Annotated in this window: 13 protein-coding genes; 8 read left to right on the plus strand and 5 right to left on the minus strand. The window is 68.8% G+C overall.

Annotated features, from left to right (window positions below):
* Nucleotides 1–6: 6 nt before the first annotated feature.
* From RTW82_RS25095 to RTW82_RS25125, 7 genes are all read left to right on the plus strand, one after another.
* Complete coding sequence (locus RTW82_RS25095; RefSeq protein WP_316926800.1) at nucleotides 7–810, plus strand: aspartate dehydrogenase; 804 nt, start codon at nucleotides 7–9, stop codon at nucleotides 808–810.
* 10 nt (nucleotides 811–820) lie between these two features.
* Nucleotides 821–2,305 (plus strand): aldehyde dehydrogenase, encoded by a 1,485-nt coding sequence (locus tag RTW82_RS25100; RefSeq protein WP_316926801.1) that lies wholly within the window; start codon nucleotides 821–823, stop codon nucleotides 2,303–2,305.
* Nucleotides 2,306–2,318: 13 nt separating this feature from the next.
* Nucleotides 2,319–3,290, plus strand: a complete 972-nt coding sequence (locus tag RTW82_RS25105) for a VOC family protein (RefSeq protein WP_316926802.1) — start codon at nucleotides 2,319–2,321, stop codon at nucleotides 3,288–3,290.
* Between the two features lie 75 nt (nucleotides 3,291–3,365).
* Complete coding sequence (locus tag RTW82_RS25110) at nucleotides 3,366–3,584, plus strand: recombinase-like helix-turn-helix domain-containing protein (RefSeq protein WP_184491500.1); 219 nt, start codon at nucleotides 3,366–3,368, stop codon at nucleotides 3,582–3,584.
* A 23-nt stretch (nucleotides 3,585–3,607) separates the two neighbouring features.
* Entirely contained in the window at nucleotides 3,608–4,627 is a 1,020-nt protein-coding gene (locus tag RTW82_RS25115; protein WP_316926803.1) for an aromatic ring-hydroxylating dioxygenase subunit alpha, read from the plus strand.
* A 50-nt stretch (nucleotides 4,628–4,677) separates the two neighbouring features.
* Complete coding sequence (locus RTW82_RS25120) at nucleotides 4,678–5,637, plus strand: PDR/VanB family oxidoreductase (RefSeq protein ID WP_316926804.1); 960 nt, start codon at nucleotides 4,678–4,680, stop codon at nucleotides 5,635–5,637.
* Nucleotides 5,638–5,784: 147 nt separating this feature from the next.
* Complete coding sequence (locus tag RTW82_RS25125) at nucleotides 5,785–6,993, plus strand: hypothetical protein (RefSeq protein ID WP_316926805.1); 1,209 nt, start codon at nucleotides 5,785–5,787, stop codon at nucleotides 6,991–6,993.
* 184 nt (nucleotides 6,994–7,177) lie between these two features.
* Here the strand turns inward: RTW82_RS25125 and pdeM are convergent, their stop codons facing one another.
* From pdeM to RTW82_RS25145, 4 genes are read right to left on the minus strand one after another with little or no spacing between them, the layout of a single operon-like run.
* Nucleotides 7,178–7,840, minus strand: coding sequence for a ligase-associated DNA damage response endonuclease PdeM (pdeM, locus tag RTW82_RS25130; RefSeq protein ID WP_316926806.1), 663 nt, complete (start codon nucleotides 7,838–7,840; stop codon nucleotides 7,178–7,180).
* Nucleotides 7,837–10,332: a ligase-associated DNA damage response DEXH box helicase gene (locus RTW82_RS25135; protein WP_316926807.1), complete on the minus strand. Its 2,496-nt coding sequence runs from the start codon at nucleotides 10,330–10,332 to the stop codon at nucleotides 7,837–7,839. The genes pdeM and RTW82_RS25135 overlap by 4 nt, the downstream gene beginning before the upstream one ends.
* Entirely contained in the window at nucleotides 10,329–11,993 is a 1,665-nt protein-coding gene (locus RTW82_RS25140; protein WP_316926808.1) for an ATP-dependent DNA ligase, read from the minus strand. The genes RTW82_RS25135 and RTW82_RS25140 overlap by 4 nt, the downstream gene beginning before the upstream one ends.
* Nucleotides 11,990–13,006, minus strand: a complete 1,017-nt coding sequence (locus RTW82_RS25145) for a ligase-associated DNA damage response exonuclease (protein ID WP_316926809.1) — start codon at nucleotides 13,004–13,006, stop codon at nucleotides 11,990–11,992. The genes RTW82_RS25140 and RTW82_RS25145 overlap by 4 nt, the downstream gene beginning before the upstream one ends.
* Nucleotides 13,007–13,197: 191 nt before the next feature.
* Here RTW82_RS25145 and RTW82_RS25150 point away from each other — a divergent pair, with 191 nt between their 5' ends.
* Nucleotides 13,198–14,355, plus strand: coding sequence for a sterol desaturase family protein (locus RTW82_RS25150; protein ID WP_316926810.1), 1,158 nt, complete (start codon nucleotides 13,198–13,200; stop codon nucleotides 14,353–14,355).
* A 381-nt stretch (nucleotides 14,356–14,736) separates the two neighbouring features.
* On the opposite strand, the gene RTW82_RS25155 is transcribed toward RTW82_RS25150, so the two are convergent.
* Nucleotides 14,737–17,277, minus strand: a complete 2,541-nt coding sequence (locus tag RTW82_RS25155; RefSeq protein ID WP_184491475.1) for a penicillin acylase family protein — start codon at nucleotides 17,275–17,277, stop codon at nucleotides 14,737–14,739.
* Between the last annotated feature and the right edge of the window lie 18 nt (nucleotides 17,278–17,295).

A 17,295-nucleotide genomic window follows, 5' to 3' on the forward strand; every position in this document is an offset into this window, starting at 1 on the left:
GGAGCCATGTTGCATATCGCCATGATCGGTTGCGGCGCCATCGGCGTCGGTGTCCTGGAACTGCTGGAGAGCGACCCGCAGCTGTGCGTCGATGCGGTGATAGTCCCGCAGGCGTCCCAGGGGCTGGTTCGCCAGCGCCTGGCGGGCCTGCGCAAACCGCCCCGGGTGCTCACCGAACTGAATGCCGGCGCTCGCCCCGACCTGCTGGTGGAGTGCGCGGGGCACCGGGCCATCGAAGAGCACGTGCTGCCGGCACTGGCCCGGGGCATTCCCTGCCTGGTGGTGTCGGTGGGGGCGCTGTCCGAGCCGGGTTTGGTGGAGCGCCTGGAAGCTGCCGCCGAAGCCGGGCGCACCCGAATCGAACTGCTACCGGGCGCCATCGGCGGCATCGACGCCTTGTCGGCCGCCAAGCTCGGCGGCCTGGAGTCGGTGCGCTACACCGGGCGCAAGCCGGCTCGCGCCTGGCTCGGTACGGCGGGCGAGGCGGTCTGCGACCTGGAGCGCCTGGAGGCAGCACGGGTGATCTTCGAGGGCAGCGCCCGCGAGGCGGCGCGGCTGTACCCGAAGAACGCCAACGTCGCCGCCACCCTGTCTCTGGCCGGTCTTGGCCTGGACCGTACCCAGGTTCGCCTGATCGCCGATCCCGCCGGCAGCGAGAACGTGCACCACGTAGAGGCCAGCGGTGCGTTCGGCGGCTTCGAGCTGACCCTGCGCGGCAAGCCCCTGGCGGCCAACCCCAAGACTTCGGCGCTCACCGTGTTCAGCGTGGTACGCGCGCTGGGCAACCACGCCCATGTGATTTCGATCTAGGACGACGACCGTGATTGACCTCGACCCGATCCAACCCATCTGCATTGCCGGCCAGTGGCGTCAGGGCGGTGGCGACCTCTACCACAGCCTCTACCCGGCCACCGGCGAAGCCATCGCCCAGCTCCATGCCGCCAGCCTGGAGGATGTGGAGGCGGCCATCGTCGGCGCCGACCGGGCCTTTCGCGAAAGCGGCTGGGCCCAGCGCAAGCCCCATGAGCGCGCGGCGGTGCTCTACCGCATCGCGGCGCTGATCCGCGAGCGCAGCGAGGCCCTGGCCCAGCTCCAGCGCCTGGACAACGGCAAGCCGATTCGGGAGACGCGCAACCTGGTGGCCAGCGCGGCGGCTACCTTCCAGTTCTTCGCCGCTGCTTGCGAAACCCTGGAGGAAACCATCACCCCCTCCCGGGGCGACTTCGTCACCCTGAGCGTCTACGAACCCATGGGCGTGGTGGCCGCCATCACCCCCTGGAACTCGCCCATCGCCTCCGAGGCGCAGAAGCTGGCGCCGGCGCTGGCCGCCGGCAATGCGGTGGTACTCAAGCCGGCGGAGGTCACACCGCTGGCGGCCCTGGCGCTGAATCGCATCTGCATCGATGCCGGCCTGCCGCCCGGCCTGGTCAGCGTACTGCCGGGCAAGGGCTCGGTGATCGGCGACGCGCTGACCCGGCATCCGCTGGTCAAGCGCGTGTCCTTCACCGGCGGCACCCGCACCGGCAAGCACATCGCCCGCATCGCTGCCGACAAGATGATGCCGGTGTCCATGGAGCTGGGCGGCAAGTCGCCCACCCTGGTCCTGGCCGATGCCGATCTGGACCACGCCGTGGCCGGGGTGCTCTACGGCATCTTCAGCTCCAGCGGCGAGTCCTGCATCGCCGGCTCGCGGCTGTTCGTCGCCCGTGAGCTGTACGCGCCCTTCATGGAGCGCCTGGTGGCCGGTGCCGCGGCCCTGCGGGTGGGCGACCCGGCGGACGAGCGAACCCAGATGGGCCCGCTGATCACCGCGCAGCATCGCGAGTCGGTCGAGCGATACGTGCAACTGGGGCTGGAGGAGGGCGGTCGCCTGCGCACCGGTGGCGCGCGCCTCCAGGGCGCGGCCTTCGAGCGCGGCTATTTCTACCCCCCGACCCTGATCGAGGGCCTGGGCAACGCCGCGCGCCTTTGCCAGGAGGAGGTCTTCGGCCCGGTGCTGGTGGCCATGCCCTTCGACAGCGAGGACGCGTTGATCGAGGACGCCAACGACAGCTGCTACGCCCTGGCCGCCGGCATCTGGACACGCGATTTCCAGCGTGCCTGGAGGCTCGGGCGGGCGGTGCAGGCCGGCACCGTGTGGATCAACACCTACAAGCAGTTCTCCATCTCCACGCCTTTCGGCGGCTGGCGCGACAGTGGCCTGGGCCGTGAGAAGGGCCGCCTGGGAATCCTCCAGTACATGGAGCAGAAGAGCCTCTACTGGGGCCTGAACGAACAGCCGCTGGCCTGGGCCGGCAGCCACTGACGAGGAGAGCGCCATGAGCGTATTGGGCATCGACGAAATCACCTACGGCGTGGAAGACCTGGCCAGCAGCCGGCGCTTCTTCGCCGACTGGGGGCTCGAGGAGGTGTTGGCGAGCCAGGACCAGGTCGTCTTCGAGACCCTCAACGGCTGCCGGGTGATCCTGGTCCATCTGGACAAGCCCGGCCTGCCACCTGCCATCGAGGTTGGCTCCACTTTGCGCGAGGTGGTCTGGGGCGTGGCGAGTGCAGCCGACCTCAAGCGCTACGCCGAGCGCATCGCGGGTGATCCCGGCTTCACCGAAGGCGAGGGGCGCATCGGCTGCACCGACCCCAACGGCCTGGCGATTCGCTTCCAGGTCACCCGCAAGCGCGCTATCCAGGTCCAGTGCGGCCAGTCCAACACCTGGCAGTTCAAGGGCCGGATCAACCAGGCCAGCCCGATCTACGAGCGGGCCCAGCCCATCGAGGTCGGCCACGTGGTGTTCTTCGTCAGGGACGTGAATGCCTGCGAGCGTTTCTACAGCGAGCGCTTCGGCTTCGTCTGCTCCGACCGCTATCCCGACCGTGGCGCTTTCATGCGCTGCGCAGAAGAGGGCGGCCACCACGACCTCTTCCTTCTGCAACTGCCCCAGGCTCGCGCCGGCCTGAACCATGTGGCCTTCATCGTGCGCGACATCCACGAGGTCTTCGGTGGCGGCATGCACATCGCCCGCTGTGGGTGGGACACCGAGATCGGCCCGGGGCGACATCCCGTGTCCTCCGCCTACTTCTGGTACTTCCGCAACCCGGCGGGCGCCCTGGTGGAGTACTACGCCGACGAGGACCAGCTCACCGGCGAGTGGCAGGCGCGGACCTTCGAGCCCGGCCCCAGCGTATTCGCCGAGTGGGCCATCGCCGGTGGCCTCGACGGCCACACGCGGCGGCAGAAGAGCGCCGAGGCGCCGCAAGGCCGCTTCCTTACCGAGAAACCGGGCACCGGAACCTGAGTGAGTGCCATCCAACCCACGACTTCCCCGTTCACCCAGCCGTTCGTGAACGGGTCATCCATGGAGGCCCATGACATGCAAGACCGCTACCTCGAACCGCACCAGGCCCGTACCCGCGAGCCGAACACCTTCGAAGACCTGCTCGGTGATTCCATCGAGCGTGCCTACGCCGCCGGCCTGCACGACCTGCCTGGCCTGCTGGGCTACCTCAACCAGGCCGGCCCCACCTGCCCGGGCGGCGTCCCCTGGACCGAAGCGACCTATGCCGCCCTGATGGCCCGTCTGGGTGAGTGAGTTCCCTCCAAGAGGAAAACGATATGAGTACCGTGGACCCTGTTGAAAACCTCCTGGCCAATGGCCTGAAGAACCTCTGGTTTCCCATTTGCCCGGTCGGCTTCATCGCTGACAGGCCTGTCTCCCTGCGTCGCCTGGGCCACAAGCTGGCGCTCTGGCGCGACACCGACGGCACCCTGCACGCCCTGGAAGACCACTGCCCGCACCGCGGGGCGCCACTGTCGCGCGGGGTCAACCTGGGCGACCGCCTGCAGTGCCCTTACCACGGCGTGGAGGTGCGCTGTGATGGCGTCGCCACCCGCGTGCCTGGCAGCCCCGGCTGCAAGCTGGAGGGCAGCCAGGCGACCCGCTGGTTCCATGTCACCGAGGCGGCGGGTGCGGTCTGGCTCTACAACTCGGCGCAGAACGTCGAGCAGGCACCGCCGCTGGTGTTGCCGGAACAACTGACCGACCCGGGCTTCTCTCACTTCCTTTGCTACACCGAATGGCGCGGCGACTACCGCTACGTGCTGGACAACGTCATGGACCCCATGCACGGCACCTACCTGCACAAGCAGTCCCACTCGATGTCCGAAGGCGCAGGCCAGGCGAAGTTCGTCACCCGCGATACCGACACCGGCTTCATCTTCGAGAAGGAGGGCCAGCGCGGGGTGAACTTCGACTGGACCGAGTGGGCCGACTCCGGTGTGCACTGGATGCGGCTGGAAATTCCCTATCCCAAGACCGGCGGCCCGGGCGGCAACTTCCATATCGTCGGCAGCTACACGCCCATCGCGCACGACCTCGCCGCCGTGTTCCATTGGCGCTGCCGGGCGCTCACCGGCTGGCAGCGCGACACCTGGCGCTTCCTCTACAAGAACCGCCTGGAGGCTCGCCACTGGGCAGTGCTGGAGCAGGACCGGGAAATGCTCGAATTCATGGAGGCCGACGCCAACCAGCGGGAGAACCTCTACCAGCATGACCTGGGCCTGGCACGCCTGCGCCGCCACCTAAAGAGCCTGGCCAGGACCCAGGTGGAGCTGATCGAGGCCCGACAACTATGACCCCGGACCTCGATCCGTACCGCTGCGACCCCGCCTCGAGGAGGTAGCCCATGACACAGCACAGCAAGGTGATGGCCTTCGTCCATACGCTTCGCTACGAGGCGGACGGCATCGTCAGCATGGAGCTGCGGCCCCAGGGCGGCCAGGTGTTCAGCCCCTTCACCCCGGGGGCGCACATCGACCTGCACCTGGGCAACGGCCTGGTGCGCAGCTACTCGCTCCTCAACTCGCCGGAGGACTGCAGCCGCTATGTGGTCGGTGTCCTTCACGACCGCAACAGCCGGGGCGGCTCGGCCTATGTGCACCAGCAGCTGCGGGTGGGCATGCCGCTGACCATTTCGCCGCCCCGCAATCACTTCCAGCTGTACGAAGGTGCCGGGCACTCGGTGCTGGTTGCGGGCGGCATCGGCGTCACCCCCATCTACTGCATGTTCAACCGCCTGCGCGCCCTCGGGCGCTCGGTGGAGCTGCTCTACTGCGCCCGCTCGCGCAAGGAGGCGGCCTTCGTCGCCGAGCTGGCAGCGGTCACCGAGGTGCCGGTGACGCTGCACTTCGACGACGAGCAGGGCGGCCCCGTCGACCTGCGGGCCTTCCTTGGCGAACGTCCATCCAGCGCGCACTTCTACTGCTGTGGCCCGGCGCCGATGATCGAGGCGTTCGAGAGCCTCTGCGAAAGCCTGGGTCACGACGCCGTCCATGTCGAACGTTTTGCCGCCGTGCCCCAGGCGCTTGAGGCTCCGCGAGGCGGCTATGAGGTGCAACTGGCGCGCTCGGCCAGGGTCATCGAGGTGCCGAGCGGCAAGTCCCTGCTGGAGGCGCTGCTGGAGTCGGGGGTCGAGGTGGACTGCAGCTGCCGCGAGGGTGTTTGCGGTACCTGCGAGACGGCGGTGCTGGAAGGCGAGCCGGACCATCGCGATGCGGTGTTGACCCAGGCGGAGAAGGCCGCCAACCGGACCATGATGGTGTGTGTATCCGGCGCCCGCAGCGCGCGCCTGGTGCTGGACCTGTAGGCCTGGAAAGGCCGCACAACAACAAAAAACGGCAATAAGCGAAGCACCTGGGTTTCCGGCTCGGCGACGGTCATGTCGCCGGGTCGCCCAGGTGGTGGTTTCGGCTTGCTTGAAGCGCGTCTTGGCGCATTCGTAGATGAGGTCGGAATGAACAAGTATCTGCTCCCCCTGTCCCTGAATATCGTCCTGGCGGTCCCGGCCGCTGCCATGCCACTGGCCGAACCGTCCAAGCCTTTCCCCCATGTCAGCCTGCGCAGCGACGATGGGTTGAGCACGCTGGATATCGGCGGGGCGCTGCGGGTGAACTACCGCGATGAACACTGGAAGACCTCCGAGAACAAGGGTCGCTTCCTGTTCGACACCTTCCGCGTCGATGTACAGGCCACCCACGGGGATTTCTTTTCCGACCTGGGCTACTGGTTCCAGGATGATGGCAAGCGATCCATCGATCGCGGCTTCGTCGGCTACAGGTTCAGCGATACCTCCAGCCTGGAACTGGGCGCGCCGCTCAAGCCCTTCGGCCTGGCGCCCTACCCGCAGTTTGGCTGGAGCTTCCACATCCCCTTCTTCCTCGGTTATGGCGTGAGCGCCGGGGCGGGGGCCAAGTACGTCTACCAGGATGACGGCTGGCACATCCAGGCGGGCTACTTCCCGCGCATGCTGCCCAGCGACCTCCGTTACTCGTCGGAAGTGGGGCGCTACGCCGACCTGAACGACAACGCCATTCCGGCCATCCACTCGCGCCAGGACAACGAAAAGCGCGACCAGGTGAACCTGCGTGTGGCTCACCACGCCGCAGGCGAGGGTTGGAAGGCCGAGCTGGGAGGCTCGCTCGCCACGGCGCGCCTGCACAACGGCACCACTGGCGACGACGGCGACTACTGGGCCGCCGGCCTGCATGCGGTGTTCAACACCGGGCCCTGGACCATCACCACCCAAGGGATTCGCTACGCATTCGATGCACAGAACCCGGCCGGGGTCAGCGACGACGTCATCCTGATGGGGGGCAACGGCCTGACGCCGGCCTACCTCATCGCCGCGCGGGCGTCGGTGCTGGCCCTCAACGTCGCTTATGAGGTGCCGACACCAGGTATGGGGATGCTGAAGAAGCTGCGGTTCTACAACGACTACAGCCGGATGCTCAAGGACAGGCACGAGTGGGATGACTCGCAGATGGTCACCGCCGGGGTGCAGTTCATCGCCGCGCCGATCGTGGCGTGGCTGGACTGCACCTGGGGTCGCAACGCCAACCCCTTCGGCGGGGCGGAAAGCGGCAGCGGATTCACCAGCGCCACGTCCTCCCGTAGCAACCAGTGGATTTTCCGTACCAACCTGAACCTGGGTTACTACTTCTGACGGTTGCCACCAGGGCTACGACAGCCGGTGGGCGAATTTTGGGCAAAAAAATAGGCGCCAACGTGGGCGCCAGGGAGCAATGAACAATGCATAGGTTCTGAGTGCTCCCTGGCGCGTAAGTTCAGAAAAACAGCAAAAAAGACGACATCCTGCGGCCATCCATAGGCCATCAAGCCAGGCGGCGTCAGCCGGGGAAGGCGGGCCAGACGCCGCCGTCGCCGCAGACGAAGACCCGCGTCGCGTTATCCATGGCCTGGTCCATGCCACCGGTGAACTCGCCGAAGGCCGGCAGCAGGCTCAGCCGTTCGCCGAGGCGGAAGCAGGGCAGGCGCAGGCTCTGGCGGCCGGGGCCGCGCAGGCGGACGGTCGGGTGCAGGTGGCCGGCCAGCACGTGCAGCGTCGGGTGCGGCTCGGGCTCGTGCTGCAAGGCGAAGGGCCCCAGGGCCAGCGGCTCGTGGTGCAGGCTGAAGCCAAGGGCCGCAGGCGGGTCGCCGGCGTGGCGGTCGTGGTTGCCGCGCACCAGGTCGATGGCCAGGTGCGGATGCCCGGTGCGCCAGGCGGTGAGCACCGGCCAGAGCGGCGCCTCGGCGCCCTGGCGGGCATGCAGGAAGTCGCCGAGGAAGACCAGGCGGCGGCAGCCGTGCTCATGCAGTAACCGGTCCAAGCGCTGCAGGTTGGCCGCCGTGGTGCCGCTGGGCACCGGCTGGCCGAGGCGGCGGAAGCTGGCGGCCTTGCCGAAGTGGATATCGGCCACCAGCAGGCAGCCTTCCTCGGGCCAGTACAGCGCGCGATCGGCCAGCAGCAGAACACAGGTGCCGGCCAGTTCCACCTCCAGCGCGGCGTTCATCGCGCCCGGCTCCGGCGCGGCGGCTTGTCGGCGGCGCGCTCCAGTTGCTCCACCATGCGGGCGATACGGTCGGCCAGCTTCTCGCTGCTCAGCCCTTCGCGGAAGCGCTCCACCAGCAGCGGGAAGGCCAGGGGCGTGGGGCGCGGCACTTCCACCAGGCGCAGCTCGCGCTCGCGGATGCGTCGCAGGCAATCTTCCAGGCGCGGCAGGTCCAGCTCCTGGCGCAGCACCTCTTCGCGGGCCTGGTGCAGCAGCAGGTTGTCCGGGTCGTACTGGCGAAACACGTCGAAGAACAGCCCGCTGGAGGCCTGCAACTGGCGGGTGCTCTTGCTGGCGCCGGGGCGGCCGACGAACACCAGCCCGGCGATGCGGGCGATCTCGCGGAAGCGCCGGCGCGACAGCTCGCTGGCATTGAGGCTGTGCAGCAGGTCGTCGAGCAGTTCGTGTTCGCTGAACAGCCCGGGGCCCAGGCATGCGGCCCAATCCACCTCGGTGGCTGCCAGCAGCTCCAGGCCGTAGTCGTTGACGGCGATGGAGAAGCTCACGGGGCTTTGCCGGGCCAGGCGCCAGGCCAACAGGCTGGCGAGGCCCAGGTGCACCTGGCGGCCGGCGAAGGGGTAGAGGAACAGGTGCCAGCCCTCGCGGCTCTTCAGGCGCTCGGCCAGCAGGTTGTGCTCGTCGGGCAGCGCCGACCAGGCCTGCTGCAGTTCCAGCAGCGGGCGCACCAGTTTCAGCTCGGGGCTGTCGTAGCGGCCCCGCGCGGCCTCGCCCAACTGGTGCACCAGGGCATCGGCCAGTTCGCTGGAGAGGGGCATGCGCCCGCCGCTCCAGCGCGGGATGGCGGCCTTGCGCGCGGCGCTGCGGCGCACGTAGGCGGTCATGTCTTCGACCCGCACCAGCTCCAGTGGGCGGCCGGCGAAGAGGAAGGCATCGCCCGGGCGCAGGCGCGAGATGAAGCCTTCCTCGATGCTGCCCAGGGAGCCGGCGGCGCCGCCCTTGCCCCAGAAGCGCACCTGCAGGCTGGCGTCGCTGACGATGGTGCCGATGCCCTGCCGGTGCCGCCGTGCCAGCTGCGCGCTGGGCACCTGCCAGCGGCCGCTGTCGTCGGGCTCGGCGCGGCGGTACTCGGGGTAGGCGGTGAGGGAATGGCCGCCGTGGCGGATGAAGGCCAGGGCCCAGGCCCATTCGTCATCCCCCAGGGCGCGGTAGGCCCAGCAGCTGCGCACCTCGGCGAGCATCGCCTCGGCCTGGAAGCCGCCGCCCAGGGCCATGCTCACCAGGTGCTGGACCAGCACGTCCAGCGGCTTCTCCGGGCTCAGGCGCGCTTCGATGCGGCGCTCGGCGATGGCCTGGCGCGCGGCCACCGCCTCCACCAGTTCCAGGCTGTGGGTGGGCACCAGGGTCACCCGCGAGGCGCGGCCCGGCGCGTGGCCGGAGCGGCCGGCCCGTTGCATCAGCCGCGCCACGCCCTTGGCGGTGCCCACCTGCAGCACCCGCTCCACGGGGAGGAAGTCCACCCCCAGGTCGAGGCTGGAGGTGCACACCACGGCCTTGAGGCGGCCCTGCTTGAGGCCGTTCTCCACCCATTCGCGCACCTCGCGGGACAGCGAGCCATGGTGCAGGGCGATCAGCCCGGCCCAGTCCGGCCGTGCGGCGAGCAGGGCCTGGTACCAGGTTTCCGACTGCGCGCGGGTGTTGGTGAACACCAGGCTGCTGGCGCTGCCTTCCAGCTCCGCCACCACCTGCGGCAGCATGCGCAAGCCCATGTGCCCGGCCCAGGGGAAACGCTCGACGCTGGCCGGCAGCAGGGTGTCCACCTCCAGGCGCTTGCGCTGCTCGCCCTGCAGCAGCAGGCCGTCGCCACTGGGCACCAGCACCTGCAGCGCGTGCTCCAGGTTGCCCAGGGTGGCGGACAGGCCCCAGGTGGCGAGCGAGGGGTTCCACAGGCGCAGCCGTGCCAGGGCCAGTTGCAGCTGCACACCGCGCTTGTTGCCGAGCAGCTCGTGCCATTCGTCGACCACCACCATGCGCAGCCCGGCAAAGGCCTGGGCGGCGTCGGCGCGGGTCAGCAGCAGGGTCAGGCTTTCCGGCGTGGTGACCAGCACGCTGGGCAGGTTGCGCGATTGCCGGGCGCGCTCGGCGCTGCCGGTATCGCCCGTGCGCAGGCCCAGGCTCCAGGGCAGGCCGAGCGCGTCGATGGGCGCCTGCAGGGCGCGGGCGGTGTCGGCGGCCAGGGCGCGCATGGGGGTTATCCACAGCACCGAAAGCGGCAGCACCTGGCCCTTGCCACGCTCCTTGCGGGTGGGCGTGGCGCCGGTCAGCAAATCGAGGGCGGCGAACCAGGCGGCGTAGGTCTTGCCGGCGCCGGTGGTGGCGTGGAGCAGGCCGGAGCGGCCCTGGGCGACGGCGCGCCAGAGGCTTTTCTGGAAGGCGAAGGGGCGCCAGCCACGGTCGCCGAACCAGCGCGAGGAGGGGCGGGGGGCGCGGCTCAAGCCTCGGGCTCCGGCGCGGCATCGGCCAGCAGGGCTTGGAGGCTGGCGAGGGTGTCGGCTTCGGCCACCGGTTTGTCCTGGCGCCAGCGCAGCATGCGCGGGAAGCGCACGGCGACGCCGCTCTTGTGGCGCTTGGACAGGGCGATGCCCTCGAAACCCAGCTCGAACACCAGGGTGGGGGTGACGCTGCGCACCGGGCCGAACTTTTCCACCGTGGTGCGGCGGACGATGGCGTCGACCTTGCGCATCTCCTCGTCCGTGAGGCCCGAGTAGGCCTTGGCGAAAGGCACCAGGGCGCGCTCGGCGCTGGCGTCATCGCCATCCCAGACGGCGAAGGTGAAGTCGGTGTAGAGGTTGGCGCGGCGCCCGTGGCCGCGCTGGGCGTAGATCAGCACGGCGTCGACGCTGTAGGGGTCGAGCTTCCATTTCCACCAGGTGCCTTGGTCCTTGGTGCGGCCGACGCCGTAGAGCGCGTCGCGGGCCTTGAGCATCATCCCTTCGACGCCCAGGGCGCGGGCGCCTTCGCGCTGGCGGGCGAGGTCGGGCCAATTTTCGCCGCGCACCTCGGGGGACAGCTCCAGCACCGGGTCGCTCAGCTCTTCCAGCAACTGCTCCAGGCGTTCGCGGCGCTCGGCCAGGGGGCGCTGGCGCCAATCCTCGCCGCGCCATTCCAGCAGGTCGTAGGCCACCAGGCGCACGGGGGCGTCGTCGAGCACCTTGCGGGTCAGGCGCTTGCGGGCGATGCGTTGCTGCAACAGGGCGAAGGGCTGCACGCGGCCGTCCTTCCAGACCAGGATCTCGCCGTCGATCACGGTGCCGTCCGGCAGGACGTGGGCCAGGCCGTGGAGCTCGGGGAAGCGCTCGCTGACCAGTTCCTCGCCCCGCGACCAGATCCACAGGTGGCCGTCGCGGCGCACCAGTTGGGCGCGGATGCCGTCCCACTTCCACTCGATCAGCCAGTTCGCCGGGGGGCCGAGCAGGTCGGCAAAGGACGCCACGTCCGCCTGCAGCGGGTGGGCGAGGAAGAAGGGGTAGGGCAGGCCGCCGCGTTCCAGGTGCTCGGCCTCGCTCTGTGCGGCGATGAGCCGGGCGTAGCCCTGGGCGCTGGGTGGGCGCGAGGCGTCGGTGTAGCCGACCATGCGCTGGGCGACGCGCTTGGGGTCGAGCCCGGCGAGGTTGGCCAGGGCGCGGGTCACCAGCAGGCGCGAGACGCCGACGCGGAAGGCGCCGGTGACCAGCTTCAGGCACACCAGCAGGCTCAGGCGGTCGAGGCGCGCCCAGAGCGGCGGCAGGCGGGCGGCCAGTTCCGCCGGTGGCAACCCGCGCAGGGGCAGCAGGTGGTCCTCGACCCAGGTGGCGAGGCCCTCGTCGGAGCGATGGACGCTGGGCGGCAGCAGCAGGGAAATGGTTTCGGCCAGGTCGCCCACCGCCTGGTAGCTCTCCTCGAACAGCCACTCGGGCAGGCCGGTGATGGCCAGGGTGATTTCCCGCAGCTGGCGCACCGGCACCAGCTGGCGCGGCTTGCCGCCACTGAGGAAGTACACCGCCCAGGCGGCGTCCTCGGGGGCGGCGCTGGCGAAGTAGTCCTGCAGGGCGGCCAGCTTGGCGTTGTTCGAGGTGCTGGCGTCAAGACGGCCATAGAGCTCGGCGAAGTCCTTCACGGGGACGCCTCCGCGGCCGCGGCGGGTTCGTCCTCGTCGCCGTATTCGGTGCTGAAGCCCTGGGCGTCCAGGCCCTGTTCGCAGAGGTAGCGCACCAGCACGTTGACCGAGCCGTGGGTGACGAACACCCGCTCGGCGCCGCTCTGCTCGATGGCCCAGAGCAGGCCGGGCCAGTCAGCGTGGTCGGAGAGCACGAAGCCACGGTCCACGCCGCGTCGCCGGCGGGTGCCGCGCAGCATCATCCAGCCGCTGGCGAAGGCGTCGCTGTAGTCGCCGAAGCGGCGCATCCAGGTGCTGCCGCCGGCCGAGGGCGGGGCCAGCACCAGGGCCTGGCGCAGCAGCGGGTCGTTGCGGGGGATGTCACCGGCGTAGCGGGTTTCCGGCAGGGCGATGCCGGCTTCGCGGTAGACCCGATTGAGCGGTTCCATGGCGCCGTGGGCGAGTATCGGGCCGATGCTGGCGTCGATGCCGTGGAGGATGCGCTGGGCTTTGCCGAAGGCGTAGCAGAACAGCACGCTGGCGCGCCCGGCGGCCTGGTTGGCGCGCCACCAGGCGTCGATTTCGGCGAACAGCGAGGCTTGCGGCTGCCAGCGGTAGATGGGCAGGCCGAAGGTGGATTCGGTGATGAAGCAGTGGCAGCGCACCGGCTCGAAGGGCGCGCAGGTGCCGTCGGCCTCGGTCTTGTAGTCGCCCGAGGCGACCCAGACTTCGCCCTGGTATTCCAGGCGCACCTGGGCGGAGCCGAGCACGTGGCCGGCCGGGTGCAGGCTGAGGGTGACGCCGCCGTGGTCCAGGCGCTCGCCGTAGTCGAGGGTCTGCAGGCGGATGTCGCCCAGGCGCGCACGGAGGATGCCTTCGCCGGCGGCGGCCGCCAGGTAGTGGCCGTTGCCGGTGCGCGCGTGGTCGCCGTGGCCGTGGGTGATGACGGCACGCTCCACCGGTTTCCAGGGGTCGATGTAGAAATCACCGGGCGGACAGTAGAGGCCTTCGGGCCTCGCGACGACCAGGTCCATGGGCACGTCTCGCTGTGGGCTCATGGTTATGAGCATGGGCGGGCGCGGTTGGTTCGGCCCGTGAAAGGGGCGCCGGATCGCGACGCAGGTCACGGAAGTCCCGGGCGTTCGTCGGAACAGGTGGCCTGGGGTCAGGTGTGGACGTCAAGATTCGGAGCGGCTCTTCTGCCGACTTCATGGAGGATGTGCGAATGCAGGCTATCAAGGCCTATTTCCAGCGCCACGGTCATGATCCGTTCCGGATCGGTGAGGGGCGCATCAGCGGTTACCTGTCGGCGGCGCTGGGGCTGCTCAGCCTGTGCGCGGTGCTGTGTTTCCTGTTCCCCGAGTGGCTGACCTTCGCCGAGTTCCGCAAGGTCTACAGCGAGCAGTTCGCCCGTACCGTGCTGCTGGTGGGGCTGGTGGCGTCGTTCTCCCTGGGCACCCTGAACATCCTGCTCAACCGCCGCAAGCGCCTGGGCTTCACCGGTATCATCGCGTCCGGGCTGGCGGTGTTCCTCGGTGGCAGCAACATCCAGTTCGAGACCATCGGCGAGACGCCCTATTCCCTGGGGCTGGACTGGTTCGTGCTGGCGCTGCTGGTCTCGGCCATCGTCTTCATCCCCCTGGAGAAGCTCTACGCCAAGGACCCGCAGCAGAACATCCTGCGCCCGCACTGGCGCACCGACCTGGCGTACTTCTTCGTCAGCCACATGCTGGTGCAGTTCATCCTGATCTTCGTCACCGCCTCGTCCACGCTGCTGGGTGGCTGGGCGGTTTCGCCGGCCTTCCAGGCGGGCGTGCAGTCGCTGCCGATCTGGCTGCAGTTCATCCTCGCGGTGCTGGTGGCGGACCTCGGCCAGTACTGGCTGCACCGCCTGTACCACGTGGTGCCCTGGCTGTGGCGCTTCCACGCGGTGCACCACTCGAGCACCTCGATGGATTGGCTGGCCGGTTCGCGCATCCACTTCGTGGAAATCCTGCTGACCCGCACCGGGGTGCTGGTGCCGCTGATGCTGATGGGCTTCTCGCCCCAGGCGATGAACGCTTACGTGATCCTGGTGGGCGTGCAGGCGGTTCTGGCCCACGCCAACGTGCGCATCGACGGCGGCTGGTTCAACTACCTGCTGGTGCTGCCGCGCTACCACCATTGGCACCACGCCCGGCACCCGGACTACATCTACAAGAACTACGCGATCCACCTGCCGATCGTCGACATGGTGTTCGGCACCTTCAAGCTGCCGCCCAAGGAGTGGCCGACCCGCTACGGCGTCTTCGGCAAGCCGCTGCCGGACGGCATCCTGCGCCAGCACCTGTACCCCTTCCAGAAGCCGGAGCCCAAGGCACCGGTGAAGCCGAAGGCGTCCTGACCTTCGACGGCGGCCCATGTGCAATACATGGGCCGCTGCTTCTGATTTTTCCCTTTCCCTTCTTGCCGATCTCCCGGGCTGAAGCCCGGGCTACGTTTGGGGTGCATTCGTAGGTTGGCGCCGAGCGTGCGAGGCCCAACATCGAGGCTGGGATCGGCTTGGATGCGTTGGGCTTCGTGCCTCAGCCCAACCTACGTCTCTGCAATTCCTGCCTTGGGTGTTTTCCTCTGCGCCAATTCCCGGGCTACGTTCGTAGGTGGGTGCCGCCTTTTCGCGGGCAAAAGAAAGGGCGCCGGTGAGGGCGCCCTGAAAATGATGTGATCTATGGAGTAAGTCCGCTTACATAGACAGCCGTGGGGCGGTTAGTTCCCGCCCCGGCGATCATTTTTGCGGGGTGAGCGTCAGCCGCTTGGTGCCGTAGACCTTGTCGAGGTTCTGCGACTGGAAGGGGAAGCTCATGTAGCGGGCCTTGAGCCAGGCGTCGATGCCGTCGGCGTAGTTGGGGCTGGCCGGGTTGCCGGACTGGCCGGAGCTGTTGAGCCCGATCATGGGTTCCGGCTGGCCGAAGTCGACGATGATGCGCATGGCCGGGATCAGCCAGGTGTCGAAGTTGTTGCCCCACTCGTAGGCCGAGACGTTCAGCGTGTTCATGTCGCCGCCGGCCTGGTACGGGCCACGGTCCAGGTAGCCCTGGATGGCGTTGATACCGGTGCGCTGGCTGGCGCTCATGAAGGGCGCGAGCTTGGTGGTTTCGGTGGCCCAGGTGTAGCTGTGCAGCTTGCCCCATTGCCAGGCCTTGCGGTCGGCGCCGAGCTTGCCTTCGGCGAAGCTGACGGCGGCGGCCAGGCTACGGGCGAGGATGGCGGGCTTGTCTTCCTTCTGCGGGGTGCGCACATCGTCCCAGAAGGGGCTGTCGGCGCGGCCCAGCAGGTGGTCGGCCTGGGCGGAGTAGGAGAGGTTGGCGGTTTCCACCAGCGCCTGCCAGGCCGGGCTGCCTTCGGGGCCGAGCTCGTCCTGGAAGATCTGCTTGGCGCTTTCCTGCAGGAAGGCTTCGTAGAACACCGCGTCGGTGGAGGTCGGGCGCAGGTCGCCGTTGAAGGCCAGCAGGCGGCTCAGGGCTTCGCGGGCCTTGTCGCGCTCGGCGGCGGGCAGGGCGTCGATGGCCTGCTTGAGCGGCTGGGCCATGGCCGGGTCTTCGAACATCGCCTTGAGCTTGGCGGCGAAGGGCGTGGTCTGGTCGTACTGCATGGCGATGGTGCTGCGGGTGTCGTGCTTGCCGCTGCCGGCGAGCTGGGCGATGCGCTCGGCCCGCTCCGGGTAGAACCAGGAGTTGGACAGCTGCACGCCGTAGCCGCCCTGCACGGTGCGGTGGTTGGCGGTGCCCAGCCAGCCCTGGCTCGGGTCCTGATCGTAGGGGTGCAGCATGGGGTCGGCGTAGCCGTCCCATTCGTAGCGGCCGTCCCAGCCGGGGGAGGGCATCAGGCCACGGCCTTCGCGGCGGTTGGGGTAGCGGCCGGTGACCTGCCAGGCGATGTGCTGGGCATCGGCGGTGAGCAGGTTGAGGCCGATGGCGCGGATCGAGCGGGTCGCCTCGCTGGCCTGCTCGACGGATTGCGCGCGGGACAGGTCGAAGAAGGCGTCCAGGGTCTGGTCGCTTTCGAACTGCGCGGTCTTCAGGGCGATGCCCAGGCCGCTCTTGATCTCGATCGGTTGCAGCGGGTGCTTGCGCTGGCCGAGCACGGAGTTGAGCAACGGGCCGTGGCGGGTCTCGTAGAGGGTTTCGCGGATCGGCCGCTCGCCCTTGATGAAGAAGGTCTCGTTGCGCTCGATGGCCGGCTGCCATTTGCCGTCGGCCAGGTAGTAGAGGCGGCTGCCTTCGCGCTTGACCTTCTCCAGGTAGAGGTCCTGGTTGTCGGCCATGACCATGGTCATGCCCCAGGCCAGCTTGCCGTTGTAGCCGGCGACCACGGCGGGCACGCCGGCGATGGTGACGCCTGCGGCCTGGAACTTCGGCGAGCGGATCTGCATGAAGTTCCAGTACGAGGGCATCGACAGCGGCAGGTGGGTGTCGTTGGCGAGGATGCTCTTGCCGTTGCGCGTGCGTTCTGGGGCGATGGCCCAGTTGTTCGAGGCGGCGACGCCGAGCATGTTGAGGCCCGCCAGTGCGCCGGCGGCCTGGTCGATGGCGGCGAGGCCCTGGATCTGCCCGCCGAGGTTGAGGCCCTTGAGCTTGTCGGCCTCGTCGAACGGCAGGTTCTCGTCCGGGTAGGTGGGCAGCAGCCAGGCGACCTTGTCGGCCCCGACCTTCTGCGCCATGACCAGCGAGGCGATCTCTTCCTGCAGGTTCACCGCCAGGCCGAAGTTCAGCAGGGTGAAGACCAGCACCGAGTCCTCGGGCTTCCAGTAGGCGGGCTTGTAGCCGGACTCGGCGAGGTCCATCGGCAGCTTGTCGCGGTACTGGAAGAGGTAGGCGTTGACGCCACGCGCGTAGACCTCGAAGAAGGATTTCAGGCGCGGGGAGGCGTTCTTGTAGAGGATGTCGGCGCTCTTGCGCAGGTTCACCGCGCGCATGAAGCGGTCGACGTCCAGCACGCCGGGGCCGGCCATCTCCGCCAGGCGGCCTTCGGCCATGAGGCGCAGGCCGATCATCTGGCTGAGGCGGTCGGTGGCGTGCACGTAGCCCATGGTGAACAGGGCGTCGTGGAAGGTGGTGGTTTCGATCAGCGGCATGCCCAGCGGGTTGCGGCGGATCGAGACGCTCTGGGCCAGGCCCTTGACCGGCTTGAAGCCGGAGGTGGGCGGCAGGCTGTCGGAATAGCGGCTGTCGAGCCAGGACTGGCAGCCAGTGAGCGCGACCATGGCGCCGAGGGCGGCGGCCAGGCAGAAGCGGGGCAGGAAGCGCTGGGGCGCAGGCGAGGCCATGGAGCGGTATCTCCCGAA

Origin of the sequence: Pseudomonas sp. zfem005 (assembly GCF_032621735.1) — a bacterium.
GTDB lineage: Bacteria > Pseudomonadota > Gammaproteobacteria > Pseudomonadales > Pseudomonadaceae > Metapseudomonas > Metapseudomonas solani.

What these genes read in the sequence shown, in the direction of transcription:
- pdeM (WP_316926806.1), bottom strand. Translation starts at nt 7,840, where the DNA reads ATGAACGCCGCGCTGGAGGTGGAACTGGCCGGCACCTGTGTTCTGCTG.
- RTW82_RS25145 (WP_316926809.1), bottom strand. Translation starts at nt 13,006, where the DNA reads ATGGACCTGGTCGTCGCGAGGCCCGAAGGCCTCTACTGTCCGCCCGGT.
- RTW82_RS25115 (WP_316926803.1), top strand. Translation starts at nt 3,608, where the DNA reads ATGAGTACCGTGGACCCTGTTGAAAACCTCCTGGCCAATGGCCTGAAG.
- RTW82_RS25150 (WP_316926810.1), top strand. Translation starts at nt 13,198, where the DNA reads ATGCAGGCTATCAAGGCCTATTTCCAGCGCCACGGTCATGATCCGTTC.
- RTW82_RS25125 (WP_316926805.1), top strand. Translation starts at nt 5,785, where the DNA reads ATGAACAAGTATCTGCTCCCCCTGTCCCTGAATATCGTCCTGGCGGTC.
- RTW82_RS25110 (WP_184491500.1), top strand. Translation starts at nt 3,366, where the DNA reads ATGCAAGACCGCTACCTCGAACCGCACCAGGCCCGTACCCGCGAGCCG.
- RTW82_RS25095 (WP_316926800.1), top strand. Translation starts at nt 7, where the DNA reads ATGTTGCATATCGCCATGATCGGTTGCGGCGCCATCGGCGTCGGTGTC.
- RTW82_RS25105 (WP_316926802.1), top strand. Translation starts at nt 2,319, where the DNA reads ATGAGCGTATTGGGCATCGACGAAATCACCTACGGCGTGGAAGACCTG.
- RTW82_RS25155 (WP_184491475.1), bottom strand. Translation starts at nt 17,277, where the DNA reads ATGGCCTCGCCTGCGCCCCAGCGCTTCCTGCCCCGCTTCTGCCTGGCC.
- RTW82_RS25120 (WP_316926804.1), top strand. Translation starts at nt 4,678, where the DNA reads ATGACACAGCACAGCAAGGTGATGGCCTTCGTCCATACGCTTCGCTAC.